Genomic DNA, 26,228 nt, shown 5'->3' with positions numbered 1-26,228 from the left:
CCCGCTCCCGGTCAGCCTCCGGTCGGGGTGCCGTGCAGTCGGACCGTGCTGAGGATCTTCATGATCGTCGCGGTGGGGACCTCGCCGTTCACGCCCTTGGCGCCGTAGAAGTCCCACGACACCAGGTCGCCGGCCGAGTTCTCGAAGCCGAACGTGATCGCCTTGCCGTCGGTCGCGCACTTCCCCTTGGCGGGGGAGTTCGTCGAACGCGCCCAGGCGTAGGCGCCCTTGAGGCCGGACGCGGTGGTGTAGGCGGTGGCCTTCTTGTCGTAGCCGAGGGACTTCTTGTCCGGGTACGTGTAGCCGCCGTACACCCACCAGGGGACTTCCCGGACGGCCGCGTCGCCCGGGGTCTTCGCGCCGCTCTCGCCCTTGGTGCCCACCGCGGCCAGGGCGGTGTCCTCGGTCCTGCCGTCCTTGTCGTCGTCGCTCGTGCACCACTTCGACTTGTACTGGGCCGGCGCCGACATCGTGATGATCGGCTTGCCGTCCTTGTCCTCGAAGCCGACGGAGGTGCCCGCGGTGAGGACCTCCCAGTCGGCCGGCACGTCGAAGGCCGTGCCCCACTTGGGGTTCACGACGGCCTTCCAGCCGGCGATCGTCGGCTGTACGGCGTCGTCGTCACCGCGCGTGCTGTCGTCCGCCGAGGCGGAGGCGGACGCGGTGGGAGAGGGAGTCGGCGACTGGCTGGACCGCTGGTCCTTCCCGCCGTCCGCCTTGTCGTCCTTCTTGCCGCCGAGCACCAGGAAACCGGTCACCCCGGCCGCCACGACGACGGCCGCGGCGGCGATGATCGCGACCAGTTTCGTCCGGTTGCCGCCGCCTCCGCCACCGCCTCCGCCCTGCGGTGCCTGCGGCGCGCCCGCCGGGCCGGGCGGCCCCCACTGCGGCTGCTGCCCGTACCCGCCTGACTGCGGATACTGCTGGTAGCCGGGCTGCTGGTACGGATTCGGCTGCTGGTAACCCGGTTGCTGATACGGGTTGTTCTGCGGGTACTGCTCGCCCCCTGGCGGCTGCTGTTCTGGCCACATGGCCCGTAACCCTAGTGCCGCCGGGGACACGATCCGGTCACCGGGCTTCGGCGGAGGCGTACCGAAACGGCCGCCGGGCCGGGGCGCGGCCGTGGTGGCCGTCCGCGCCGTGCGACGTCAATCACCCTCGCACCGCTCTGGTCAGACTCGGCTACCCGTGAGTAACATTCCCGGCATGAGCACTGACCAGATGTCGATCGGCGAGATGCTCGCCGCCACGGTCCCGATGGTGCGGACCCTCAACCTGGAGTACCTGGAGACCACTCCGGAGCGGGCCGTGCTGTCCCTGCCGGACCAGGGCGACTTCCACAACCACATCGGCGGCCCGCACGCCGGGGCGATGTTCACCCTCGCCGAGTCCGCGAGCGGCGCGATCGTCCTCGCCGCCTTCGGTGACCAGCTCTCCCGGGCGGTGCCGCTCGCGGTCAGCGCCGAGATCGCCTACAAGAAGGTCGCCCTCGGCCCGGTCAAGGCCACCGCGACCCTCGGCCGCCCGATCGCCGACGTCGTCGCCGAACTCGACGAGGGCAAGCGCCCCGAGTTCCCGGTCGCCGTCGCCATCACCCGCGAGGACGGCGCGGTCACCGGCGAGATGACCGTGATCTGGACCCTCCGCCCCAACGGCTGACCGACCGAGGGAGGCCCGGAGGCCGATCGGTCGCCGGCCGGCGGTGGGTCCCGGCGGCTGGTGGCCTCTGGGCTTGCTCCGGGATCCGGTGACCGGTGACCGGTCGGCTGTCGGTTGATGCCGGGTCCTGGTGGACGGCCGGTTGCAGGCTGATGCCGGGTCCCGGTGACCGGTTGGCTGTCGGCTTGCGGGGGTCCGGAGACCGGCTCGCTGTCGGTGGAGGCGGGATCTCGGGGGGAGGGGGGGGGCCGGCCGGTTGCCGGTCGGCGCCAAGCCGCGTCGGCCGATCGGCCGACGGCCGGCGCCGCCTCCCAGTGGAGGGCCGACCGCGGGGCCGATCGGTTCCGGAGGCGGCTGTTTCCGGGTCCACCGTCCAAGAAACGCCGGATGGGGTGAGGGCCGCCGGGCCCTCACCCCATCCTTCATGGGGGGCCGGTCAGGCGGCGGTGCGGCTCTGCCGGCGCTCGGCCCCGTTCTGGTCCAGGCCCGCGACGAACTGCTTGAGCCAGGCCGTGAACTCGGGGCCCAGGTCGGGGCGTTCACAGGCCAGGCGGACCACCGTGCGGAGGTAGTCGCCCTTGTCGCCGGTGTCGTAGCGGAGGCCGTCGAAGACGACGCCGTGGACCGTGCCGCCCGCGGCCAGTTCCTGCAGCGCGTCGGTCAGCTGGATCTCGCCGCCCCGGCCGGGCGCGGTCCGCTCCAGGACGCCGAACACCTCGGGGTCCAGGACGTAGCGGCCGATGACCGCGTAGTTGCTGGGCGCGTTCTCCGGGGACGGCTTCTCCACGAGGCCGGTCACCCGCACCACACCGTCCTCGTCGGAGGGCTCGACGGCGGCGCAGCCGTACAGGTGCACCTGCGACGGGTCGACCTCCATCAGCGCCACGACACTGCCCTGGAAGCGGTCGCGGACGTCGAGCATCCGGCTGAGCAGCGTCTCGCGGGCGTCGATCAGGTCGTCGCCGAGGAGCACCGCGAAGGGCTGGTCGCCCACATGGTGTTTGGCGCACAGCACCGCGTGGCCGAGGCCGAGCGGGTCGCCCTGGCGGATGTGGTGGATGTCGGCGAGCCGCGCGGGATCGCGTACGGCGTCCAGCCGCACCGTGTCGCCCTTGGCGGCCAGGGCCTGCTCCAGCTCGAAGGCGTTGTCGAAGTGGTCCTCGATGGCCCGCTTGTGCCGGCCGGTGACCATGAGGATGTCGTCGAGCCCGGCCTTCGCGGCCTCCTCCACGACGTACTGGATGGCCGGCTTGTCGACGACCGGCAGCATCTCCTTCGGCGTCGCCTTGGTGGCGGGCAGGAACCGGGTGCCGAGTCCGGCGGCCGGGACCACGGCCTTGCGCACGGACCTGGGGGGCGTGGGGACGGGGGAGGCGTGCGGAGTGTGGGGGGCGATCATGCGGCCCATGCTGGCCCACCGGGATGGGAGCGGGCCGGGAGAAACATGGGAGACGGCTGTGGAACGCTGCGTTCCGCCGACCGTGACCGCGGCCGTCCGGGAGTTGAAGATTTCGTGTGCCATCAGGTCCTTGTCGCACACAAGTTGAACCTGTGCCGCCGCTGATTAACGCAGAGGCGGGGATACCGCCGGTAACTTATCTGAATTCCCGCGACTTTGAACTTGGGTCACCTGAACTTCTTGTTTCCTGTGAGGCCGGTGTGCGAAGGTGAGCCTCCCCGCGGGAGGGTCCAGAGGCCGGTGTGGCCGTAAGGCCGGTCCTTATGGGCTCGAAAAGGTACACACCAAGGTACGCACCAATCAGGCACTGCATTCCTCAGGGCGCCATTTCGTATGCCGTCCTGCGGCTCGGAAGGAAATGGTTCAGTGCACTCCCCCTACCCCCCACGCCCGCCTTACCCGCCCCGCCCCGGTTCGACCCCGGCGGAGTCCGACCGCGATCTCATCGCCCGTCTCACCGGAACCCCCGCCGAGCGCCACCACGCCGTCGCCCTGCTGCTGACCCGGCACTGGCGCGCCACCTGTGACTACGCCGTGGTCTGCCTCGCCTCCGCCACCCCCACCGCCCAGTTGGTGGCCAGCGCCGCCTTCGAACGGGTCCTCGGCCGGCTGGCCGGCGGCGCGGTCGGCGGCGCCCTCCGTCCGCAGCTGCTCGTGACCGTACGGGAGACGGTCCGCGCGTGGGCCGCCGACGAGGCCATTTCCGTGGTCGCCCCGGAGCTGCGCAAAACCACCGGAGGCCGCGGACTCAGTGCCGCCAGACCCGGCACGCCCGAAAGGCGGCAACTCGCCGAGCGCGCTTTCCAGGCCCTTCCCGGAGCCTCGCAATGCCTCCTCTGGCACACCGAGGTCGAAGCCGAACCCATATACATACCAGCTGGTCTGTTGGGTGTCGATATCGATACCGCAACGGCTGCCCTGGACCAGGCCCGTGAGCAATTCAGGTCCGGCTTGGTACGCGCCCACCGGGAACTCGCGCCCTCGAAGGAATGCCGCTTCTACAACCGGCTCCTCGACGTACCGATACGCCGGGGCGGCTCGTTGCTCCCCGATGTGCAACGGCATCTCACCGAGTGCCGGTACTGCCGGCACGCGGCCGAACAGCTCAGCCACTTCGACGGCGGCCTGGAGGTCCTGCTCGCCGAGACCGTGCTCGGCTGGGGCGCCCGCCGCTATCTCGACTCGCGGCCCGGCCGGGGCGCGGTCGTCGAGGCCTGGCCGTCCGCGGCCGAACCCGATCCCGCCGCCGCGCCGTCCGGCGGCCGGCACCGCACCGTCTCCGAGAGCGGGCGGCGCAAGGCGGTGGCGGCCGGCGTCGGCCTGGTCTCCCTCGCGCTGCTCGCCACCGTGCTCGTGGCGAAGAGCTGGTCGGACGACAACGGTGTCCCGCGCCCCGGCGCCACCACCTGGGGAGCCCCCGGCGGCAGTACCCCCGGCGGCAGTGCCACCCGGCCCGGCCCCGCGGCCGACGCCCCCTCCTCGGCCTCCCCGTCCCCGGCCTCCGCGGGCGAGCCCGTCGAGATCGCCCACGGCCGGCTCCGCAGCCTCGACGCCGGGCTCTGCCTGGACGTGCGCGGCGGCCGGGTGCGGGACGGCGCGGACCTGCGGCTCGCCCTGTGTTCGGACGCCGGGTCCCAGCAGTGGTCGTACCAGGACGACGGCATGCTGCGCAGCGCGCTCGACCCCACCCTCTGCCTCGCCGCCGACCCCGGCACGCGCGGTGTCGTGGTCTCCGGCTGTCTGGTGCACGCGGGCGAGGTGTCGTACGACCTGACGGTGCGCGGCGAACTCCTGCTGCGCTGGGACAAGGGCCTGGCGCTGGCCGCGGACGGCGCGCATGTGGTCGTGGCCGGGCGGAACGGGTCGGTGCGGCAACGGTGGGACCTGGACCCGGTCGGCGGGGGAGCGCCGGCGACGCCGAATCCCACGGGCTCCGCACCGGCACCCGCGCCGAAGCGGGACGCGCGGACGGACACCCCCGCACCCCTGCCGGTTCCGGGGATCCCGGGCCAGGCGCCCGGTGCGCCGCAGGAACCGTACGGCACCCGGATCGCCCAGGTCGGCTCCCACGGCCGACCCGCCCCGGTGGCGCGTCCCGGCCACCCGGGGGAGCCCGTCGCCCCGCTCACCGAGACGGCCGGCGCCGCCGTGAACTCCGTGACGGGCTCCGTGAAGGACTCGGTCACGGCCGCCCTGCCCGCCACCGTGACGGACCTCGTCGGCGAAGTGGGCGGCCTGCTGGGTTAGTCGGGGACGAGGATGACGGTTGTCGGAGGGCCACGGTGCGAAGCGGCCCTCCGTTTTCGTTTCTTGTCGGCTCGGGAGTGTTTTCTGTTCAGATCGTTGACACGAGTCACCAGCGGATCTACGTTTCCGACGCGCCGGTGGTGCGCATGACGGGTCGTCAAGGTCCTGTGGCGGGTGTTGCGTTCACAGGCCGAACGCGGTCCGGGTGCCCGGGCGCGCTCGCGGTTCACATCGTCGTGCCCGCACACCGAAGGAGTGACGGCTCATGTCCGAAACCGTCTCCCGGCGATCCGCCCTGCGTCTGACGGCCGGCGCCATCGCGGTCGCCGCCGCGGCCACCGGCGGACTCCTCCCGCTCACGCCCGCCGCCGCGGCCGGCAGACCCGGGGCCGGCGCCGGCCCCCGCGTCGAGCGGCTGATCGCCCGCCTCACCCTCGACGAGAAGATCTCCCTGCTGCACGGGGCCACCGACCCCGGCTCGCTCGGCCAGGCCGGTTATGTGCCCGGTGTTCCCCGGCTGAACATCCCGCCCCTCAGACTCGCCGACGGCCCGGCCGGCGTCCGGATCACCGAGCACGCCACCGCACTGCCCGCCCCGGTGCTCCTCGCCTCCGCCTTCGACCCCGAACTGGCCCGCCGCTACGGCCAGGTGATCGGCCGCGAGGGCCGCGCCCTGGGGCAGGACGTGCTGCTCTCCCCGATGGTCAACCTCATCCGCACCCCCTACGCGGGCCGCAACTTCGAGACGTTCAGCGAGGACCCGCTGCTCGCCTCCGACCTGGTCGCCGCCGAGATCCGGGGCATCCAGGGCGAGGGCCTGATCGCGACCGTCAAGCACTTCGCCCTCAACAACCAGGAGAAGGACCGCAACTCGATCGACGTGCGGGCCGGCGAACAGACCATGCACGAACTCGAACTGCGCGGCTTCGAGGCGGCGGTGGAGGCCGGCACCGGCGCGGTCATGGGCTCGTACAACAAGGTCAACGGCACCTTCGCCTGCGAGAACCCGGCCCTGCTCACGGACATCCTGCGCGACCAGTGGGGTTACCGGGGCTGGGTGATGACCGACTGGTTCGCCGCGCACAGCACCGCCGCCGCGATCACCGCGGGCCTCGACATGGAGATGCCCGACGGGACCTACTTCGGTACGGCCCTCAAGTCGGCGGTGCGGAACGGCAGCGTGGCCGAGACCTACGTCGACCGTGCGGTCCGCCGCATCCTCTCGGTGATGGACCGCTTCGGCCTCCTCGACGGCAGCGCCCCGCCCCGCCCGGACCGCGACGCCGCCGCGGGCGCCGCGGTGGCCCTGGAGGTCGCCAAGGCCGGCGCGACCCTGCTGCGCAACGAACACGGCACCCTGCCCCTGGACGGCGGCGCCGTCGCGGTGATCGGACCGACCGGCGAACTCCCTTTCGTCAGCGGCGGCGGCAGCGCCCATGTCGTCCCCGACCACGCCGACAGCCCCCTCGACGCCATCCGGGCGCGGGCCCGCGGCACCGTCACCCACACCCTCGGCGAGGACCTGTTCGGCAAGGCGATCCCCGCCTCCGCCGTCAGCCCGGCCTTCGACAGCGAGGGGCAGTCGGTGGCGGCCGGGAAGACCTGGGAGTACGACGGCTCGCTCACCGTCGGCGAGGACGACGAGTGGACCTTCGTGCTGCACTTCTCGTCCGCGGCCACCGCCCGCCCCAAGGTCCTGCTGGACGGCGAGGAACTCTTCCCCCTCGCGGCCGGCTACGGCGAGTACTTCTCCGGCGGCCTGGTCGCCGTCGCCCCCGACGGCCTCGGCGTCCGCCGCAAGACCCTCCAACTCGCCAAGGGCGCCCACACGTTGAAGATCACGGCGGACGGCGGGGACGCCGGCCTGCTGTTCCGGCTGCGCCGGATCACCGGTGCGACCCGCGCCCAGGACATCGCCGACGCGGTGAGCGCGGCCCGGGCCGCACGCCATGTCGTGCTGTTCGCCTACGAGGACGCCACCGAGGGCCTCGACCGCACCACCGTCGCCCTGCCCGGCCACCAGGAGCAGCTGATCCGGGCGGTGGCCGCGGCCAACCCGCGCACCACCGTCGTCCTCAACACCTCGTCGTCCACCTCGATGCCCTGGCTGGCGCGGACCGGCGCGGTGCTCCAGATGTACTACCCCGGCCAGGAGGGCGCGGCCGCCACCGCCGCCGTGCTCTTCGGCGACAGCGACCCGGGCGGGCGCCTCACCCAGTCCTTCCCGGCCGACGACGACCACCATCCGGTCGCCGGCGACCCGCGCCGCTACCCCGGCGTCGACGGCACCGAGGAGTACTCGGAGGGCATCCACGCCGGCTACCGCTGGTACGACGCGCAGGGCGTACGGCCGCTGTTCCCCTTCGGGCACGGGCTGTCGTACACCTCCTTCGCCTACTCCGAACCCGGGACGCGCTGGACGCACGACGGCCTGGAGGTGACGTTCACCGTGCGCAACACGGGGCGGCGGACCGGGGTCGCGGTGCCGCAGGTGTACGTCGGACCGTCGCCCGACCTCCGTCTCGACCAGGCCGTACGGGTGTTGGGCGGCTACCGGCGGCTGGTGCTGCGGGCGGGGGAGCGGCGTCGGGTGACCGTGCGGGTCGCCGTGCGCACCCTGTCGTCGTGGGACGCGCGGCGGCACCGCTGGGTGCTCGGCACCGGACGGCGCACCGTCTGGGTGGGGGCCTCGTCCGGCGACCTGCGGCTGCGTGCCGGAGCGCGGGTGGGCGACGGCCACCGCTGAATTCCTGTCAATGAGCGGCCGGGGAGCGAGGGCTCTCCGGCCGCTTTACTTCAAGGGTTTACGAGAATTTTCCCCACTGCGTGTTTCATTTGAAGTAATACAGTTGGCGTCAGGTTTCTGTCAGCCTTGGGTCACGGTTGGCGCCATGGCGTTCGGAACCGCTTTCCGGTGTGCCAGGATCGAGCCAGCGGACCGAAGTCATCCCGAATTTACAGAGCTGGGCGCGCCCGCACGGGGCGTTGCGCCGGGGTGAGTGCCCGGTGAATGGCCGGGGTGCTTTGACGGGCTTGTGTCGGTGTGACGCCGGTGGCGGGCGCGGCGAACGGCCGTCGATCCGAAGGGAATTGCCAGCTTTTTCGGCTCTTGCGGTGAATTCCCCGGGCTGGCCGAATCAATACTGCCGGACGTCATGGACCCACTCCGTTATTGACCCGCGAGTAATGAACTCGCTAGTTTCCGGTGGCCTCACCCCGCGCTTTCCGCCGCACACATCCCCCACCGTGCTGTCCTCCCGATTATTCGGAGCATCATGACGTTGCCTGTGCGTGCCGTCGACCTGATCATCTGCATCACTCCTTTCGGGCAACCCGATGCCAGGCTCGCCACGGCGGCCTGTGCCGCCGGCGGACTCGGCGTCCTCGACCTGGGATCCGGTGACCGAAGAACCCGGGAGGCGCTGACCCGGCTGAAACGGGCGGCACCGGGACCGTACGGCGTGCGGGTGGCCGCGGGCTGCGCGCTCACCCCGGCGGACCTGGGCCCGGCACCCGACACGGTGGTCCTGACCGCCGACGCACCCTGGGACATCGCCCAACTCGCCGCGCACACAAGGGTGCTGGTGGAGGTCACCGATCTGGACGCGGCACGCGAGGCGGTCGCGGCCGGAGCGCACGGGCTGATCGCCCGGGGCGCCGAGAGCGGCGGCCGGGTCGGCGAGCTGAGCACCTTCGTCCTCCTCCAACAGCTGCTTGACGCAGCCGAGTCGGACGTCCCGGTCTGGGCCTGCGGAGGCATCGGACCGCGTACGGCGGCTGCCGCTGTGGCGGGCGGCGCGGCCGGGGTCGTCCTGGACAGCCAGCTGGCCCTGCTCGCCGAGTCCCGGCTGCCCGAGGCGACGGCCGCCGCGCTGCGCACCCTCGACGGCTCCGAGACCGTCGTCCTGGCCGGACACCGGGTACTGCACCGCCGCGGCCCGGACGCCGTACGGCCGCCCGCCGACGACCCGGCCGCGGTCGCCGCGCTGCTCGGCGCCGAGGATCCGCGCACCCAGCTGCTGCCGGTGGGCCAGGACGGCTTCCTCGCCGCGCGGTTCGCCGAGCGATGGGGTGATGTGCGCCGGACCGTACGGGAGTTGACCGCCGCGATCCGCACGGACCCGGGCGCCGCCGAGGCGCTGCGTCCCGCGACCTCCGCCATGAGCCGCGCCCTCGGCACCCGGCTGCCCGTCGCCCAGGGCCCGATGACCCGGGTGAGCGACACGGCCGCCTTCGCCGCCGCCGTAGCCGACGACGGGGCGCTGCCCTTCCTGGCGCTGGCCCTCGCGGACGGCACCCGCACCCGCGAGATGCTGACCGAGGCCCGGGCCGCGCTCGACGGCCGGCCCTGGGGCGTCGGCGTGCTCGGCTTCGCCCCCGAGGAGCTCAGGAACGCCCAGCTCGAAGCCGTACGGGAACTGCGGCCCAGCCACGCGATCGTCGCGGGCGGCCGGCCCGCCCAGGCCGAGGCGCTGGAGCGGGCCGGGATCAGCACCTTCCTGCACGTGCCCTCGCCGGGCCTGCTGCGGCAGTTCCTGGAGGCGGGCGCCCGGAAGTTCGTGTTCGAGGGCTCCGAGTGCGGCGGCCACGTCGGCCCGCGCGCGAGCTTCCCGCTGTGGGAGGCCCAGCTCGCCGTACTGGAGGACTTCCCGGACGCCGAGGGCCTGGAGGTGTTCTTCGCCGGCGGCATCCACGACGAACGCTCGGCCGCCATGGTCGCCGCGCTCGCCGCGCCCCTCACCGCCCGGGGCGCGGCCGTCGGCCTGCTCATGGGCACCGCCTACCTCTTCACCGAGGAGGCGGTGGACCGGGGCGCCATCCAGCCCCTCTTCCAGCGCCAGGTCCGGGCGGCCACCGCCACCGCGCTCCTGGAGACCGCGCCCGGCCACGCCACCCGCTGTGTGCCCAGCCCGTTCTCCCTCGACTACCACAAGCGGGAGGCCGAGTTGCGGGCCGCCGGTGTGCCCGACCGGCGGCTGTGGGAGGAACTGGAGAAGCTCAACGTCGGCCGGCTGCGCATCGCCAGCAAGGGTCTCGACCGGGACCCGGACAGCGGCCGACTGGACCGGGTCGACGAGCAACGCCAGCTCGACGACGGGATGTTCATGGCCGGCGAGGTCGCCGTGCTGCGCTCGGCGACCACCACCGTGGCGGCCCTGCACCACGCCGTGACCGACGGCGCGGCCGACCTCCTGGCCCAGCGGTCAGCCGGGGAGCAGCGGCCGGAACCCCCCGCGCCCGCCCCGCTGGACATCGCGATCGTCGGCATGGCCTGCATGTTCCCGCAGGCTCCCGACCTGGCCACCTTCTGGGCGAACGTGGTGGCAGGACACGACGCGGTCACCGAGGTCCCGCCCGAGCGCTGGGATCCGGCCGTCCACCACGCCGACGGCAGCACCACCTCCAAGTGGGGCGGCTTCCTGCCGCCGATCCCCTTCGACCCGCTGAGCTACGGCATCCCGCCCGCCTCCCTCGGCCATATCGAACCCGTCCAGCTGCTCGCCCTGGAGGCGGCGCGACGGGCGCTCGACGACGCCGGATACGGCGACCGGGGACGGGGGTTCGACCGCTCACGCACCTCCGTGGTCTTCGGTGCCGAGGCGGGCAGCGACCTCTCCAACGCGGGCACGCTGCGGGCCGTGCTGCCCTCCTACTACGGCAAGGTGCCCGAGGGGCTGGAGGACCAGCTGCCCCGGCTCACCGAGGACTCGTTCCCGGGCATGCTCGCCAACGTCATCTCGGGGCGCATCGCCAACCGCCTCGACCTGGGCGGCGCCAACTTCACCGTCGACGCCGCCTGTGCGTCCTCGCTGGCCGCCGTCGACGTGGCCTGCAAGGAGCTGACCGCCGGGACGAGCGATGTCGTCCTGTGCGGTGGCGCCGACCTGCACAACGGCATCAACGACTACGTGCTGTTCTCTTCGGTGCACGCGCTGTCGCCGACCGGGCGTTCGCGTGCCTTCGACGGGTCCGCGGACGGCATCGCGCTGGGCGAGGGCGTGGCGTGTGTCGTCCTGAAGCGGCTGGCCGACGCCGAACGTGACGGTGACCGCGTCTACGGCGTGATCAAGGGCCTCGGTTCGTCCAGCGACGGCCGCTCCCTGGGCCTGACCGCGCCCCGCCCCGAGGGCCAGCGGGCCGCGCTGCTCCGCGCCTACCGCAACGCCGGCATCTCCCCGGCCCGGGTGGGCCTGGTCGAGGCGCACGGCACCGGGACCGTCGTCGGCGACCGCACCGAACTCACCATCCTCAGCGAGGTGTTCACGGAGGCGGGCGCGGAGAACGCCAGTTGCGCGCTGGGCTCGGTGAAGTCCCAGATCGGGCACACCAAGTGCGCCGCCGGACTCGCCGGTCTGATCAAGACCACCCTGGCCCTGCACACGGGCGTCAAGCCGCCCACCCTGCACCTGGAGCGCCCCAACCCGGCGTGGACGGAGGCGGACAGCCCGTTCGCCTTCCACACCGAGGCCCGCCCCTGGGCGGCCCCGGCCGCCGAACGGGTCGCCGGGGTCAGCGCGTTCGGCTTCGGCGGCACCAACTTCCATGTGGTGCTGGAGGCGTACGACGGCGCCGTACCGCCGGAACAGGGCCTGGACGCCTGGCCCGCCGAGCTGTTCCTGTTCCGGGGCCGCGACGAGAAGGCCGCCCACCGGGGCGTCGAGGAACTGCTGCGGGCAGCCGAGTCCGGCTCCTGGCGGTTGCGCGACCTGGCGCTGGCCGCCGCCCGCCGTGCGGACGCCTCGCCCGAGCCGGTACGGGCCGCGGTGGTCGCGGACGACGTGGCCGGACTGGCCGGGCAGCTGCGGCGGGTCCTGGCGGGGGAGCGGGACCCGCGCGCCGGGATCCACCCGGCCGACGCGCCCCAGGACACGGGCGCCAAGGTCGCGTTCCTCTTCCCCGGCCAGGGCAGCCAGCGCCCCGGCATGCTCGCCGACGTCCTCATCGCCTTCCCCGAGCTGCAGCACTACCTGCAGCTCGGCCGGGCCCACGCCGACGCCCTCTACCCGCCCGCCGCCTTCGACGACACCACCCGCGAACGCCGCCGGGCCGCCCTCACCGACACCCGGGCCGCCCAGCCCGCCCTCGGCATCACCGGCCTCGCCGCGCACGCCCTGCTCACGGCGGCCGGCGTCCGCCCCGACATGGCCGCCGGACACAGCTACGGCGAACTCGTCGCCCTGAGCGCGGCCGGCGCCCTCACCCCCGAGACCCTCCTGGAACTCAGCGCCGAACGCGCGGCCGCGATCCTGGCCGCCGCGGGCGACGAACCCGGCACCATGGCCGCCGTGTCCGCCGGAGCGCACGACGTCGAGCGGACGCTGCGCGCGGCCGGCGCCCCGGACGCCGTGGTCCTCGCCAACCACAACTCGCCGCAACAGACGGTGATCTCGGGCCCGACCGAGGAAGTCACCGCAGCGGTACGGCTGTTGCGCGAGGCCGGACTCGGCGCCAAGCGGATCCCGGTGGCCTGCGCCTTCCACAGCCCGGTCGTGGCCGGGGCGGGCGACCGGTTTGCGGAGGTCCTGGCGGACACGGCCGTACGACCGCCCGAGTTCCCGGTGTGGTCCAACCGCACCGCCGCCCCCTACGGCGACGGCGCCGAGGCGGTGCGTGCCGAACTCGCCGCCCAGATCGGCTCGCCCGTCGCCTTCGCCGCCCAGATCGAGGCGATGTACGAGGCCGGTGCCCGGGTCTTCGTCGAGGCCGGACCCGGCACCGTCCTGACCCGGCTCGTCGGGCAGATCCTCGGCGACCGCCCGCACACCACCGTGGCCTGCGAGCCCCGCGCCGACGGCGGACTGCGCGGCTGGCTCGACGCCTTCGCCCAGCTGGCCGCGGCCGGCGTGCCGGTGCGCACCGCCTGGCTGCTGCACGGCCGCGACGCCGTGGACGCGCTGCGGACCCCGGCGCCGAAACGGCCCGGCTGGACGGTCGACGGACAGCTCGTGCGCACCGCCGCCGGTGACCTCCTGCCCGGTGCCCTGGCACCGGCCCGACGAGTCGTGGAGACGACGACTGTGACGAACCAGCCGCACGGCGCCCCGGCCGACCGGGACGCGTTGATCTCCGAGTTCCTGCGCACCAGCCGGGAGATGATCGCCGCCCAGCGCGATGTGCTGCTCACCTATTTCGGGGCGACCCAGGTGCCGGTGGCTCCGGTGCTGCTGCAGCAACTGCCGCCGGCCGAAGCGGTCGTACCGCAGCCGCAGCCGCTGCCTGCCGCCCCGGTGGCGGAGGCCGGGCCCGAGCCCGAGGAGACGACCGACGTCGAGCGGGTCGTCCTGGAGATCATCAGCGAGCGCACCGGATACCCCGTCGACATGATCGAGCCCGACCTCGATCTGGAGGCGGACCTGAGCATCGACTCGATCAAACGGGCCGAGATCGCCGGGGAGTTGGCGAAGCGGCTCGGGATCGCGGGCGGGGCGGAGACCCTGGACGACAGCGAGCTGGAGGAGCTGGCCAAGGCGCGGACGGCGGCCGCCGTGACGGGCTGGCTGACGGCGCGGGTCGGCGGGCCCGCCACCGCACCGGAGAAGCCCGTCACCGGTGCGGCTCCGGTCGCGGCGGAGGAGCCCCTGGCCGCTGCCGCCCCCGTCGCGGCGGAGAAACCTCTCACCGGAGTGGCCCCCAAGCGCTTCGAGTTGCGGCCCGTCGCCCTGGCCCAGCCGGACCCGGCGGCCGACCCCGCCGCCGTGCTGTCCGGGCAGCGGTTCCTGCTCCTCGGGGAGCACGCACGGCTCGCGGAACGGCTCGCCGGGTACGGGGCCGAGGCCGTGACCGTCGACGCGAACCAGCCGCTCGGCGCGGCGGACGGGACCGTGGACGGGGTGCTGTACCTGGGCGCCCTGTCCGGCGGTGACACCCCCGTGCTGCCGGAGGCCTTCCCGGTGCTGCGGGCGGCCCTGGCCCGTGGTCCGCGCTGGCTGCTGGCCGCCCGGCCCGCCGACGGCGAGGACGCGGCGCGCTCCGCCGGGCTGCACGGCCTGTTCCGTACCGTCGCCCGGGAGTACCCGGACACGGTCGCCCGGGTGGTGACCCTCGGGGACGTGGCACCGGACGCCGTCGCCGACGCGCTGATCGCGGAGCTGCTGGCCCCGGAGCCGGTCCCCGTCGTACTGCGCACGGCCGCCGGACGCCAGGGGCTCGAACTGGCCGAGGTCCCGCTGGGCGCGCTGGCCACCAGCGGTGCCGGTCCGGCGGGGGAGGGGGCCGCCGAGGCCGCCGCGCTCGGCCTGGACCGGGACTCGGTGGTGCTGCTGGTCGGCGGGGCCCGGGGCATCACCGCGACGTTCGCGGCCGGTCTCGCCGCCGCCTGCCGCTGCCGGATCGAACTGCTCGGCCGGACCCCCGCGCCCACCGGCCCCGAGGCCCCGGACACCGCCTCCGCCCGCACCCCCTCCGAACTCCGCGCGGCCCTCGCCGCCCGGGGCGGGCTAAGGCCCGCCGAGGTGGGCCGCGAGGCCGAACTGATCCTCGCCCAGCGGGAGATCACCGCCACCCTGGACGAACTCGCCGCCCTCGGCAGCGAGGCCCGCTACCGCGCCGTGGACTTCCGCGACCGGGACGCCGCGCTCCAGGCCGTCAAGGAGATCCACGCCGACCACGGCCGCCTGGACGGGGTCGTGTTCGCGGCCGGGGTGATCGAGGACCGGCTGATCGCCGAGAAGACCCCGGAGTCCTTCCAACGGGTCTACGGGACCAAGACGGCCGGTGCCACGACCCTGCTCGCCGCGCTGGCGGAACTCCCCAACGGCCCCGGTTTCGCCGTGCTGTTCGGCAGCATCTCGGCCGTCCTCGGCAACCGCGGCCAGGCCGACTACGCCGCCGCCAACGACGCCCTGGAGAGCCTCGGCGCCGGCTGGGCGGAGCGCACCGGCAACCGGGCGCTGACCGTGCACTGGGGGCCCTGGGCGCCCACCGGCGGCCACACCGGCATGGTCAGCCCCGAGCTGGGGCGCGAGTACGCGCGGCGCGGGGTACGGCTGATCGACCCCGGCGAGGGCACCGCCGCGCTGCTGCGGGAACTCGCCTGGGGCGAGCCGTCCGCGCGGGCCGTCGTCTACACCGCCTCGGGCTGGTGACATGACCGACGACCGTCAGACACCGGTCGCGATCGTGGGCATGGCGGTGCTGCTCCCCGGCGCCGCGGGCCTCGACGCGTACTGGCGAAATCTGCGCGACGGCGTGGACGCCATCGGCGAGGTGCCGCAGGGGCGCTGGGACGCCGACTACTACCGGCCCGGTACGGCGGCCGGGCCCGCCGTCCCCGACCAGGTCTACTGCCGGCGCGGCGGCTTCGTCGACGACCTCGCCGAGGTCGAGGTCACCCGGTACGGGATCATGCCGAACTCCGTGGACGGCACCGAACCCGACCAGCTGATCGCCCTCGACGTGGCGGCCGCCGCGATCGCGGACGCGGGCGGCGAGGACCGGCTGCCCGAGCGGCACCGGATCGGGGTGGTGCTGGGCCGGGGCGGCTACCTCACCCCCGGTCTGGTCCGGCTCGACCAGCGGGTCCGCACGGCCGGACAACTCGTGCGCACCCTGGGCGAGTTGGTGCCCGACCTCACCCCCGGACAACTGGCCCGGGTACGGGAGGCGTTCACCGAGCGGCTCGGCCCGGCCAGCCCCGAGTCGGCGATCGGCCTGGTGCCCAACCTCGCCGCCTCCCGGATCGCCAACCGCCTCGACCTGCGCGGCCCCGCCTACACCGTGGACGCGGCCTGTGCCTCCTCGCTGGTCGCCGTCGACCAGGCCGTCACCGAACTCACCGCCGGGCGCTGCGACGTGATGCTCGCCGGGGGAGTGCACCACTGCCACGACATCACCCTGTGGAGCGTGTTCTCCCAGCTGCGCGCGCTCTCCCCGAGCGAGCGCATCCGCCCCTTCCACCGCGACGCCGACGGCATCCTGATCGGCGAGGGCACCGGAGTCGTCGTCCTCAAGCGCCTCGCGGACGCCGAACGGGACGGCGACCGCGTCTACGCCGTGATCCGGGGCACCGGCGTGGCCAGCGACGGCCGTACCTCCGGGCTCGTCAACCCCGACCCCGGCGGCCAGGCCCACGCCGTACGCCAGGCCTGGCGGGCCGCCGGACTCGACCCCGCCGCACCGCGCTCGGTCGGCCTGCTGGAGGCGCACGGCACCGCGACCCCGGCCGGCGACACGGCCGAACTCACCACCCTCGCGGAGGTGTTCGGGCCAGGCATCGACAGTGAGCGGGCCGTGCTCGGCTCCGTGAAGTCGATGATCGGCCACACCATGCCGGCCGCCGGAGTCGCGGGCCTGGTCAAGGCGGCCCTCGCGCTGCACCACGCCACCCTGCTGCCCACCCTGCACTGCGACGACCCGCACCCGGCCCTCGCCACCACCCGCTTCCGCACCCTGGACCGGGCCGAACCCTGGCGGACCACCCCCGAACAGCCGGTCCGCAGGGCCGGGGTGAACGCCTTCGGGTTCGGCGGGATCAACGCGCACGTGGTGCTGGAGGAAGCACCCGGCCGCCGCCCGGCCGCCGTCAGCCGTGGCACGGGGGGCACCGGGTCCCGCGCCGGGGAAGCCACCGGACCCCGCAGCACCGAGGCCACCGGACCCCGCGCCGCCCAGGTCACCGAAGTCTCCGAACCCGAGCGCATCCTCCTGCTCGCCGCAGACACCCCCGACCGGCTGGCCGCGCTCCTCGCCGCCGACGACTCCGCCCTCCTCGCCGCCGGCCTCGCCCCCGAAGGGACGCATCCGGGGGCGGGCCCGGTCCGCCTGGGCATCGTCGACCCCACCGCCAAACGGCTCGCCCTCGCCCGCCGCGCCGTCGGCAAGGGCCGGGCCTGGCAGGGCCGCAACGACGTGTGGTTCCGGCCCGCCCCGCTGCTCCGCACCGGCGGACTGGCCTTCGTCTTCCCGGGCCTGGAAGGCGAGTTCACTCCCCGCGTCGACGACATCGCCGCGCATTTCGGCCTCCCCACCGTCGCCGGGCCCGTCGCACAGGACGTGCGGGTCGGTGACGTAGGCCGTCATGGGTTCGGTGTCGTCGGCGTGGGGCGGCTGCTCGACACGGCGCTGCGCCGGATGGGCGTGGTCCCGGACGCGGTCGCCGGGCACAGCGTCGGCGAGTGGACGGCGATGGCGGTCGCCGGGCTCTACTCGGGCGAGCAGGTCGACTCGTTCATGGGCGAGTTCGACCCCGACGCGGTCACCGTCCCCGGTCTCGCCTTCGCCGCGATCGGCGCCCCCGCCGACCGGGTCCTCGCGGCACTCGACGACGACTGGGCGGACGCCGGGATCGTCCTCTCACACGACAACGCGCCGGGCCAGTCCATGGTCTGCGGCCCCGACCGGGCCGTGGAGGGCTTCGTCCGCGCCTTCCGCGCCGACGGCGTCCTGTGCCAGGTGCTGCCGTTCCGGTCCGGCTTCCACACGCCGATGCTGGAGCCGTACCTGACCCCCATCAAGGAGGCCGCCGAGCGGTTCCGGCTGCACCGGCCGACCGTCCCGGTCTGGTCCGGCACCATCGCGGCGCCCTTCCCGGAGGCCGAGTCGGCGGTGCGGGAGCTGTTCGTCCGGCACCTGCTGGAGCCCGTCCGCTTCCGGCAGCTGATCGAGGCCCTCTACACCGCCGGGCACCGCACCTTCGTGCAGACCGGCCCCGGCCAACTGGCCTCCCTCATCAGTGACATCCTCGGCGACCGCGATCACCTGGCCGTCGCCGCCAACTCCCCGCACCGCTCCGGCATGGCCCAACTCCGGCGCGTGGCCACCGCGTTGTGGACGGCGGGCGCGGCGGTGGCCCCGGCGGTCCCGGTGGCGGCGCACGGCACGACCACGGCCGTACGACACCGCCCGCCCGTCCGTCTCGACCTCGGCGGCGCGCTGGTGTCCCTGGACGGGCCGGTCCTCGCCGCACTCCGCGCCGAGCTGGGCGGCGGAGCGCTGAGCACGGCGACGCCCGTCCCCCGGCACGCCGCCGCTGGCCCGTCCCCGCTCGACGACCTCGCCGTACGCATCCCGGCCGCCGCCGAACTGAGCGCGCTCCTGCGCGACACCGCCGACACGGCGGCCGCCGTACTCGGCGCGATCCGCACGACATCCGCGACTCCGGCCAGGACTCCCGCGCCGCCGACGGCGATTCCCGTGCCGCCGGCCGCGATGGCCGTGCCGCCGGACACGGCAACCGTGGGGCCGGACATGGCACGCGTGGGGCCGGTCACGGCAACTGTGGGGCCGGACATGGGAACTGTGGGGCCGGTCACGGCAACTGTGGGGCCGGACATGGCACCCGTGCGGCCGGTCACGGCACCCGTGCCGTCGGCCGTGGGATCCGGGTCTCCGGCCACGTCGTCCCGCACCCCCGCCACGTCGTCCCGCACGCCCGCCACGTCGTCCCGCACCCCCGCCACGCCCCACGGCCCCCGCCTCCACGGCCCGGCCGCGGCAGCCCCACCACTCCGTGCCACCACCCTCCGGGTGTCCCCGGAGACGATGCCTCACCTCCTCGACCACTGCTTCTTCCCGCAGCGCCCCGGGTGGCCGGATGTCGAGGACCGTTGGCCGGTGGTCCCCGCCACCACGATCGTCCGGCACATGACGGACGCGGCGGAGGCGGCCACCGGCCTGCGGGCGGTGGCCGTGCACCGGGCCCGCTTCGACCGCTGGCTCACCGCCACCCCCGCCGTCGACGTCCCGGTCACCGTCACCCCCGAGGGACCCGGCCGGGTCGCCGTCACCTTCGGCCCCACCGCCCGCGCGGTCGTCGAACTCGCCCCGGACCACGCGCCACCCCCCTCCGCCCCCGAGCGCCCCCCAACCCCCGAACGCACCCCCGACCACACCGCCGCCCAGCTCTACTCCGAGCGCTGGATGTTCCACGGCCCGGCGTTCCAGGGCGTCACCGAGCTCACCGCGATCGGCGACCGGCACGTCCGCGGAGTGATCACCACGCCCGCCGCCCCGGGCGCGCTCCTCGACAACGTCGGCCAGATCCTCGGCTACTGGATCATGGCCACCCGCACCGAGCGGACCGTCGTCTTCCCGGTGCAGATGCGGGAGATGCGCTTCCACGGCCCGCACCCGGCCCCCGGCACCGAGGTCGGCTGCCTGGTGCGGATCACCTCGCTCACCGACACCGTCCTGGAGGCGGACGTGGAGCTCACCGTCGACGACCGGATCTGGGCGAGCATCGGCGGCTGGCAGGACCGGCGCTTCGACAACGACCCGCAGACCCGTCCCGTCGAGCGCTTCCCCGAGCGCAACACCCTCTCCGAGGCCCGGCCCGGCGGCTGGGTGCTGCTCCACGAACGCTGGCCGGACCTGGCCTCCCGCGACCTGATCATGCGCAACTCGCTGGGCGGGGCGGAGCGTTCGGAGTACGCCGAACGCGCGCCGCGCGGCCGCCGGCAGTGGCTGCTCGGCCGGATCGCCGCCAAGGACGCGGTACGGCAGTGGCTCTGGCAGCACGGCGAGGGCCCCGTCTTCCCGGCCGAACTCCGCGTCCGCAACGACGCGTCGGGCCGCCCCTACGTGGTCGGCGTGCACGGCCGCATCCTGCCCGCCCTGGACGTCTCCCTCGCCCACCGGGCCGAGGCGGCCGTGGCGATCGTACGGCCGCACACCCCAGGACCCGGCCCGGGCATCGACCTCGAAGAGGTCACCGGACGCGACCCGGCGGCCATGGAGGCCGCGCTGGGCGCGGACGAACTCCGGTTGCTGCACGCCCTTTCCGCCGACGACTCGACCGCGCTGTGGTTCACCCGGTTCTGGGCCGCCAAGGAGGCCGTCGCCAAGGCGGAGGGCACCGGGTTCGACGGCCGGCCCAGGGACTTCGCCGTCCTGGAGGCGGCCCCGGACGGCAGCCGGCTGCTGGTCTCGGGCCGGCTGGAACGCGCCTACCCGGTGCACTGCGCGCCGGTCCGCAATCCCCCCGCACTGCCGGACCGCGACTACGTCGTGGCCTGGACGACCGGACCGGCAGCCGCAGACCCAGAGGAGGACCCGCGATGAACCCCACCGAACCCGAAGTCCGCGCCGACGAGGAGGCGGTGCTCGCCGATCTCGGCCGGATGCTCCGCACCCTGCTGGAGGAGTACGGCGACGACGACGCCGAGATCGGCATGAGCACCACCTTCAACCGCGACCTGGAGCTGGAGAGCATCGACCTGGTGACCCTCGCCGGGCTCCTGGAGGAGCGGTACGGCAAGCGGGTCAACTTCGCCGAGTTCCTGGCCGGGATGGAGTTCGACGAGATCATCGAGCTGACCGTCGGCCGGCTCGTCGAGTACGTCGTGTGGAGCCTGAAGGCCACGGAGGCGGGCTGAGCCATGGCGATCGTCGACACCGGAGACGTCCGGCTGCACGTGCAGAGAATGGGCCCGGCGGAGGGCCGGGTCCCCGTCGCCACTGTGGTCCTCGTGCACGGACTGCTCACCGACAGCCTGGCCAGCTACTACTTCACCGTGGCCCCCGCCTTCGCCGCCTCCGGCCTCGACGTGGTCATGTACGACCTGCGGGGCCACGGCCGCAGCGGCCGTCCGCCCGGCGGCTACACCCTCGACCACAACATCGACGACCTGGAGGCCCTGCTCGACCACCTGTCGATCACCGGCCCGGTCCATCTCGTCGGCAACTCCTACGGCGGCACCATCGCCTTCGGCTACGCGGCCCGCCACCCCGCGCGCACGGCCAGCCTGACCCTCATCGAGTCCGAACCGGCGACCGCCGCCTGGGCCGCGAAACTCGGCGGCATCCTGCACCGGGTGGTCACCGAACTCGCCCACAACGAGTCGGACGCGATCGCCTGGATCACCGCCCACCGCAGCCACAACACCGCCCGCCTGGCCAAGGGGGCGGCCCGGCTCGCCCGCGAGACCAGCCTGGGCCGGGACATCCCCGCCAGCCGGGTCCTCACCGAGGAGCAGATCAGCGCCGTACGCTGCCCGGTCCTCGGGGTGTACGGCGGTGACTCGGACCTGGTGGAGGTGGTGCCGCTGAAGGAGGCGCTGCTGGCGGACTACCGGTCCGTGGTGCTGCCCGGCCACGAGCACTCCGTGCTGGTCGAGGCGTCCGGCACGGTCGGCGGCCACATCCTGCAGCTGATCCACTCGGTCGGCTCCGTCGGCTCCGTCGGCTCCGTCGGTTCGGTCGGCGTGGCGCGGACGGCCGGGGTCCGGTGAGCGGCTTCCTGTTCGTCGTCCCGCCGCTGGTCGGGCACATCAACCCGGCCGTCGGCGTCGCCGCCGAACTCACCGCGCGCGGGCACCGGGTGGCCTGGGTCTGCCCGGACGCCGGCCTGGTGCACCGGCTCGCGGGACCGCAGGCCACCGTGTTCCCGTGCGCGGGCGCCGTCGAGGGCGAACGCCCCGCCGATCTGCGGGGCGCGGAGGCGCTGAGGTTCCTGTGGGAGTGGTTCCTGGTGCCGCTCGCCGACGCCATGGCACCCGGGGTCCGGGCCGCCGCCGACGCCTTCCGCCCCGATGTCGTCGTCGCCGACCAGCAGGCCTTCGCCGGTGCCCTGGTGGCCGAGCGGCTCGGCCTGCCCTGGGCGACCTCGGCGACCACGTCCGCCGAGTTCGGCGGGGCGTACGACGGCATCCCCAAGGTCGCCGAGTGGCTCCGGGCCCGCCTCGCCGACCTGCGCGAGCGCATCGGGGACCCGGCGGGTACGGCCGACCCGCGCTTCTCGCCCCGGCTGACGCTCGCCTTCACCACCCCCGAACTGGCCGGCGGCACCGACCGTCCGGCGGTCCGGTACGTCGGCCCGTCGATCTCCGCCCGCCCGGCCGCCGACGCCTTCCCCTGGGACTGGCTGGACCCGGGCCGGGAGCGGGTCCTCGTCTCCCTGGGCACCGCCAACGCGGACGCGGGCGCGCGGTTCCTCGCCGAGTGCGTGAGCGCCGTACGCGACCGGGCCGACCGGGTCCAGGCGCTGGTCGCCGACCCCGGCGCCACCCTGCCGCCCGCACCCGACGACAAGGACGTCCTCGTACTCCCCTCGCTGCCCCAGCTCCCGCTCCTGGAACGGGTCGACGCGGTCGTCTGCCACGCCGGGCACAACACCGTGTGCGAGGCGCTGTGGCACGGCGTCCCGCTGGTCGTCGCCCCCATCCGCGACGACCAGCCGGTGATCGCCGGCCAGGTCGTCGACGCGGGCGCGGGCCTCCGGGTCAGGTTCGGCCGGGTCACCGCCGACCGCCTCGGCGAGGCCCTCGACACCGTCCTGTACGAACCCGCCCACCGCACGGCCGCGGCCCGGATCCGCACCGCCTTCCGCGCGGCGGGCGGCGCCCCGGCCGCCGCGGCCCACCTCGAAGCCCTCGCAGCCGACCCGCACGCAAGGAGAGCCGATGAGCAAGCAGAGTGAGATCGAGGCGCTGCGCTCCGCCTACCAGCGGGACCTGGCCGAGGGAACCGACCGCTTCTTCGAGCCCCGGCGCACCACCTGCCCCTGGTGCGACTCCGACCGGCTCACCACCCGCCTGCGCACCACCGACCTGCTCCAGCACAAGCCCGGCGGCTTCGCCCTCGACCGCTGCCAGGACTGCGGGCACACCTTCCAGAACCCGCGCCTGAACGAGGCCGGCCTGGAGTTCTACTACCGCGACTTCTACGACGGCCTCGGCGAGCAGAAGATGAGCGGCACCTTCGGCGGCCGCACCAAGATGTACCAGGGCCGCGCCGGGTCGATGGTCCCGCACGATGCGACCCCCAAGAACTGGCTCGACGTCGGCACCGGCCACGGCCACTTCTGCGAGGCCGCCCGCGAGGTGCTGCCCGGCACCGCCTTCGACGGCCTCGACTTCACCGACGGCGTCGAACTCGCCGCCCGCGAGGGCCGCGTGGAGCACGCCTACCGGGGCGCCTTCCCCGACCTCGCCCCCGACCTCACCGCCCGCTACGACGTGGTCAGCATGTTCCACTACCTGGAGCACAGCACCGACCCCGACCGCGAACTGCGCGCCGCCCACGAGACGGTACGCCCCGGCGGCCACCTCCTCATCGAGGTCCCGGACCCCGAGAGCCGCTACGCCCGCCTGCTGGGCCGCTGGTGGCTCCCGTGGCTCCAGCCGCAGCACCTGCACTTCATCCCGGTCGCCAACCTCCGCGCCCGCCTCACCGACCTCGGCTTCACCGTCGTCGCCGAACAGCACGCCGAGGCCCACGACCCCGTCGACCTGCTGGCGGCCGTCTGGCTCGCCCTGGACCACACCGCCCCGCGCGAGGACGCCCCCTGGCTGCCGGAACCGCCCGGCACCCTCCAGAAGACGCTCCGCGCCACGCTGCTCATCGGGGGCATCCCGGCCCTGATCGCCGGCACCCTCCTGGACCGCTTCGCGGTACGGCCCCTCTCGCACCGCCTCCGCGTCTCCAACGCCTACCGCATCGTCGCCCGCCGCGACTGACGCCCGGCCTCACAGCACCTTCGCGCGGATCATCGCCGACAGCACCAGGGCGCCCGGCAGCAGCGGCACCCAGTCGGTCAGCACGCGGTAGCCGATCACGGTCGCGGTGGCCACCGCCAGCGGGGAGCCGAACGCGGCCAGCGTGAACACCAGCGCCGCGTCCACCGCGACCCCGCCGGGCACCGGCACGGCACCCCCGGCCGTGCCCGCCGCCAGATACGCCAGCGCCACGTCCGCCCACGACAGGCCCAGCCCCAGCGCCTCCCCGGTGCAGGCCAGCACGCTCGCCTGCACCAGCGGCATCGCCGTGGCCCCGCCCCACAGGGCGAGCGCCCGGGCGGGCCGCGCGTGCACCGTCCGCGCGTCGGTGAAAGCCGACCGCACCAGCCCGGTCAGCGGCCGCCGCAGCGGTCGTACGACGGCCATCGCCACGCCCGCCAGGGTGAGCACCGCGGCGACCGGGATCAGCACCACGCCGTCCGGGAGCAGCTCGCCCAGCCGCCGCCAGGCGGACGAGGACAGCAGGAACACGATCAGCACCACCGCCTTCGCGCCCGACTTGGCCACCGAGTACAGCGCGATCGAGGCGGTGGCCCGCTCCAGGGGGACACCCCGGGTACGCAGGAACCGCACGGTGACGGCGTGTGCGCCGAGCCCGGCGGGCAGCGCGTGGTTGGCGGCGCCGGCGGCGAACTGCGAGGCCAGCAGCAGCCCGGGCGGCAGCCGGTCGGACACGGCGCCCTGCCGCATGCACGCGGCCACCACCCAGGTCAGGCAGGTGCAGGCACCCGCGGCCAGCAGCCACGCCGGTTCGGCGTGGGCGAGCCGGGTGACACCCTCGTACAGCAGCGACTGGTTGGTCAGCCCCCAGATCGCCGCGATGAGCAGCGGGGACAGACACAGGGCGAGCCGGAGCGGCCGGCCCGCCATCGAGGGCGCCCGTAGCGGGCGCACGGGCGGCGCGTCGGGGCAGGGCGGGGACAGTGAGGACAGTGAGGACACGGGGACGTTGTCCTTCCACAGCGGGCCCGTGGTGGGGAGCCACGAGCGAGCGAGACCGCCGGGGAGCCTTCCCGTCCCGTATGACACCCGGATGTCCGAAAACCGAAGGCGGGAGGGCGGGTGGGTGCCACGGGCGCTGTGGTACCCCGCCGACCCGGTAGCCTTCCTGGGGAAGGAGCACGCGACAGGGGAGGAACCGGCGGTGCACGTCCAGGAATGGCTCGACTCGGTACCGGCGGTCGCCGTCTACGCAGTGGTGGCCCTGGTCATCGGACTGGAGAGCCTGGGCATCCCGCTGCCCGGCGAGATCGTCCTGGTCTCCGCCGCGCTGCTCTCCTCCCAGCACTCCGGCGTCAACCCGTTCGTCCTCGGCGCCTGCGCCACCGCGGGCGCGGTGATCGGCGACTCCATCGGCTACGCGATCGGCCGCAAGGGCGGCCGGCCCCTCCTCGCCTGGCTCGGCGCGAAGTTCCCGAGACACTTCAGCGAGGGCCACGTCGCCACCGCCGAGCGCTCCTTCGAGAAGTGGGGCATGTGGGCCGTCTTCTTCGGCCGCTTCATCGCCCTCCTCCGCATCTTCGCGGGCCCCCTCGCCGGCGTCCTCCACATGCCCTACTGGAAGTTCCTCACCGCCAACCTCCTCGGCGGCATCTGCTGGGCCGGCGGCACGACAGCCGTCGTCTACTACGTCGGCATCGTCGCCGAGGACTGGCTGAAGAGGTTCTCGTACTTCGGCCTGGCAGCGGCGGTCCTCTTCGGCCTCGCCTCCATGCTGATCGTCCGCCGCAAGGCAAAGAAGGTCCAGCTCACGCAGAAGGAAGCCGAACCTGTAAGCGCCGGAGAGTAGACCCACCTAGGGGCGCGGGGAACTGCGCGACAAGCCCCCACCCACCCGCACCCGCCCCCCACCTACTCATGCACCCCGCGATGCGCCTTGCCCAACTCCGCATACAAGGTCCCGTTGAGGGTCACCCCCTGCCGTTCCTCGGCGCTGAGCTCGCGCCGCACCTTCGCCGGCACCCCCGCCACCAACGACCCCGCCGGCACCACCATCCCCTGCGGCACCAACGCCTGCGCCGCCACCAGCGACCCCTCCCCGATCACCGCCCCGTTCAGCACGGTCGCCCCCATCCCGATGAGGCAGTCGTCCTCCACCGTCGCCCCGTGCACCACGGCGTTGTGCCCGATGGACACCCGCTCCCCGATCCGCACCGGGAACCCCGGATCCGCGTGCAATGTCACATTGTCCTGCACATTCGCCTGCGCCCCCACGGTGATCGTCTCGACATCCCCCCGGATCACCGCGCCGTACCAGACACTCGCCCCGGCCTTCAGCGTCACGTCCCCGATCACCGACGCGGTCGGCGCCACGAACACCTCGTCCTCGATCCTCGGCTCACGCCCGCCGATCCCCACGATCAGCGCCTTGTGCGTCATCACGGTCTCCCGCCGTCGTCGATGTCCCCGCA

14 protein-coding genes are annotated in these 26,228 nt (G+C 74.1%); 10 read left to right on the top strand and 4 right to left on the bottom strand.

Going from position 1 to position 26,228, the window contains the following annotated elements; all coding sequences use genetic code 11:
* Positions 1 to 11: 11 nt before the first annotated feature.
* Positions 12 to 1,031: a hypothetical protein gene (locus ACGFZS_RS37235; protein ID WP_393798812.1), complete on the bottom strand. Its 1,020-nt coding sequence runs from the start codon at positions 1,029 to 1,031 to the stop codon at positions 12 to 14.
* A gap of 190 nt (positions 1,032 to 1,221) precedes the next feature.
* On the opposite strand from ACGFZS_RS37235, the gene ACGFZS_RS37230 reads away from it, so the two are divergent.
* Positions 1,222 to 1,659 (top strand): DUF4442 domain-containing protein, encoded by a 438-nt coding sequence (locus ACGFZS_RS37230; protein ID WP_393798889.1) that lies wholly within the window; start codon positions 1,222 to 1,224, stop codon positions 1,657 to 1,659.
* A 436-nt stretch (positions 1,660 to 2,095) separates the two neighbouring features.
* Here ACGFZS_RS37230 and galU read toward each other — a convergent pair whose 3' ends face one another.
* Positions 2,096 to 3,058, bottom strand: coding sequence for a UTP--glucose-1-phosphate uridylyltransferase GalU (gene galU, locus ACGFZS_RS37225; RefSeq protein WP_393798811.1), 963 nt, complete (start codon positions 3,056 to 3,058; stop codon positions 2,096 to 2,098).
* Between the two features lie 426 nt (positions 3,059 to 3,484).
* Here galU and ACGFZS_RS37220 point away from each other — a divergent pair, with 426 nt between their 5' ends.
* From ACGFZS_RS37220 to ACGFZS_RS37185, 8 genes are all read left to right on the top strand, one after another.
* Positions 3,485 to 5,365: a ricin-type beta-trefoil lectin domain protein gene (locus ACGFZS_RS37220; protein ID WP_393798810.1), complete on the top strand. Its 1,881-nt coding sequence runs from the start codon at positions 3,485 to 3,487 to the stop codon at positions 5,363 to 5,365.
* Between the two features lie 265 nt (positions 5,366 to 5,630).
* Positions 5,631 to 8,111 (top strand): beta-glucosidase, encoded by a 2,481-nt coding sequence (locus tag ACGFZS_RS37215; RefSeq protein WP_393798809.1) that lies wholly within the window; start codon positions 5,631 to 5,633, stop codon positions 8,109 to 8,111.
* Between the two features lie 529 nt (positions 8,112 to 8,640).
* On the top strand, positions 8,641 to 15,450 hold the full coding sequence (locus ACGFZS_RS37210; protein WP_393798808.1) for an SDR family NAD(P)-dependent oxidoreductase: 6,810 nt from the start codon (positions 8,641 to 8,643) through the stop codon (positions 15,448 to 15,450).
* Between the two features lies 1 nt (position 15,451).
* Positions 15,452 to 20,362, top strand: a complete 4,911-nt coding sequence (locus tag ACGFZS_RS37205; RefSeq protein ID WP_393798807.1) for a beta-ketoacyl synthase N-terminal-like domain-containing protein — start codon at positions 15,452 to 15,454, stop codon at positions 20,360 to 20,362.
* A complete protein-coding gene (locus tag ACGFZS_RS37200) occupies positions 20,359 to 20,676 on the top strand; it encodes an acyl carrier protein (protein ID WP_359226744.1) in 318 nt (105 codons plus the stop codon). Before ACGFZS_RS37205 ends, ACGFZS_RS37200 begins: the two co-directional genes overlap by 4 nt.
* 3 nt (positions 20,677 to 20,679) lie before the next feature.
* Positions 20,680 to 21,531 carry an alpha/beta fold hydrolase gene (locus ACGFZS_RS37195; protein WP_393798806.1) on the top strand — a complete coding sequence of 284 codons (852 nt, stop codon included), beginning with the start codon at positions 20,680 to 20,682 and terminating at the stop codon, positions 21,529 to 21,531.
* Positions 21,528 to 22,718 (top strand): glycosyltransferase, encoded by a 1,191-nt coding sequence (locus ACGFZS_RS37190; RefSeq protein WP_365689725.1) that lies wholly within the window; start codon positions 21,528 to 21,530, stop codon positions 22,716 to 22,718. Before ACGFZS_RS37195 ends, ACGFZS_RS37190 begins: the two co-directional genes overlap by 4 nt.
* On the top strand, positions 22,702 to 23,757 hold the full coding sequence (locus tag ACGFZS_RS37185) for a class I SAM-dependent methyltransferase (RefSeq protein WP_393798805.1): 1,056 nt from the start codon (positions 22,702 to 22,704) through the stop codon (positions 23,755 to 23,757). Before ACGFZS_RS37190 ends, ACGFZS_RS37185 begins: the two co-directional genes overlap by 17 nt.
* A gap of 9 nt (positions 23,758 to 23,766) precedes the next feature.
* On the opposite strand, the gene ACGFZS_RS37180 is transcribed toward ACGFZS_RS37185, so the two are convergent.
* Complete coding sequence (locus tag ACGFZS_RS37180) at positions 23,767 to 24,759, bottom strand: YbhN family protein (RefSeq protein ID WP_393798804.1); 993 nt, start codon at positions 24,757 to 24,759, stop codon at positions 23,767 to 23,769.
* 202 nt (positions 24,760 to 24,961) lie between these two features.
* Between ACGFZS_RS37180 and ACGFZS_RS37175 the strand changes: the two genes are divergently transcribed.
* Entirely contained in the window at positions 24,962 to 25,606 is a 645-nt protein-coding gene (locus ACGFZS_RS37175; protein ID WP_393798803.1) for a DedA family protein, read from the top strand.
* 62 nt (positions 25,607 to 25,668) lie between these two features.
* On the opposite strand, the gene ACGFZS_RS37170 is transcribed toward ACGFZS_RS37175, so the two are convergent.
* A complete protein-coding gene (locus tag ACGFZS_RS37170) occupies positions 25,669 to 26,196 on the bottom strand; it encodes a gamma carbonic anhydrase family protein (protein ID WP_393798802.1) in 528 nt (175 codons plus the stop codon).
* Positions 26,197 to 26,228: the final 32 nt, after the last annotated feature.

This window comes from Streptomyces sp. NPDC048288 (assembly GCF_043201555.1).
Classification (GTDB): domain Bacteria; phylum Actinomycetota; class Actinomycetes; order Streptomycetales; family Streptomycetaceae; genus Streptomyces.
Note: the sequence above shows the minus strand (reverse complement) of the source record. Positions and strands in the feature narration are given on the sequence as shown.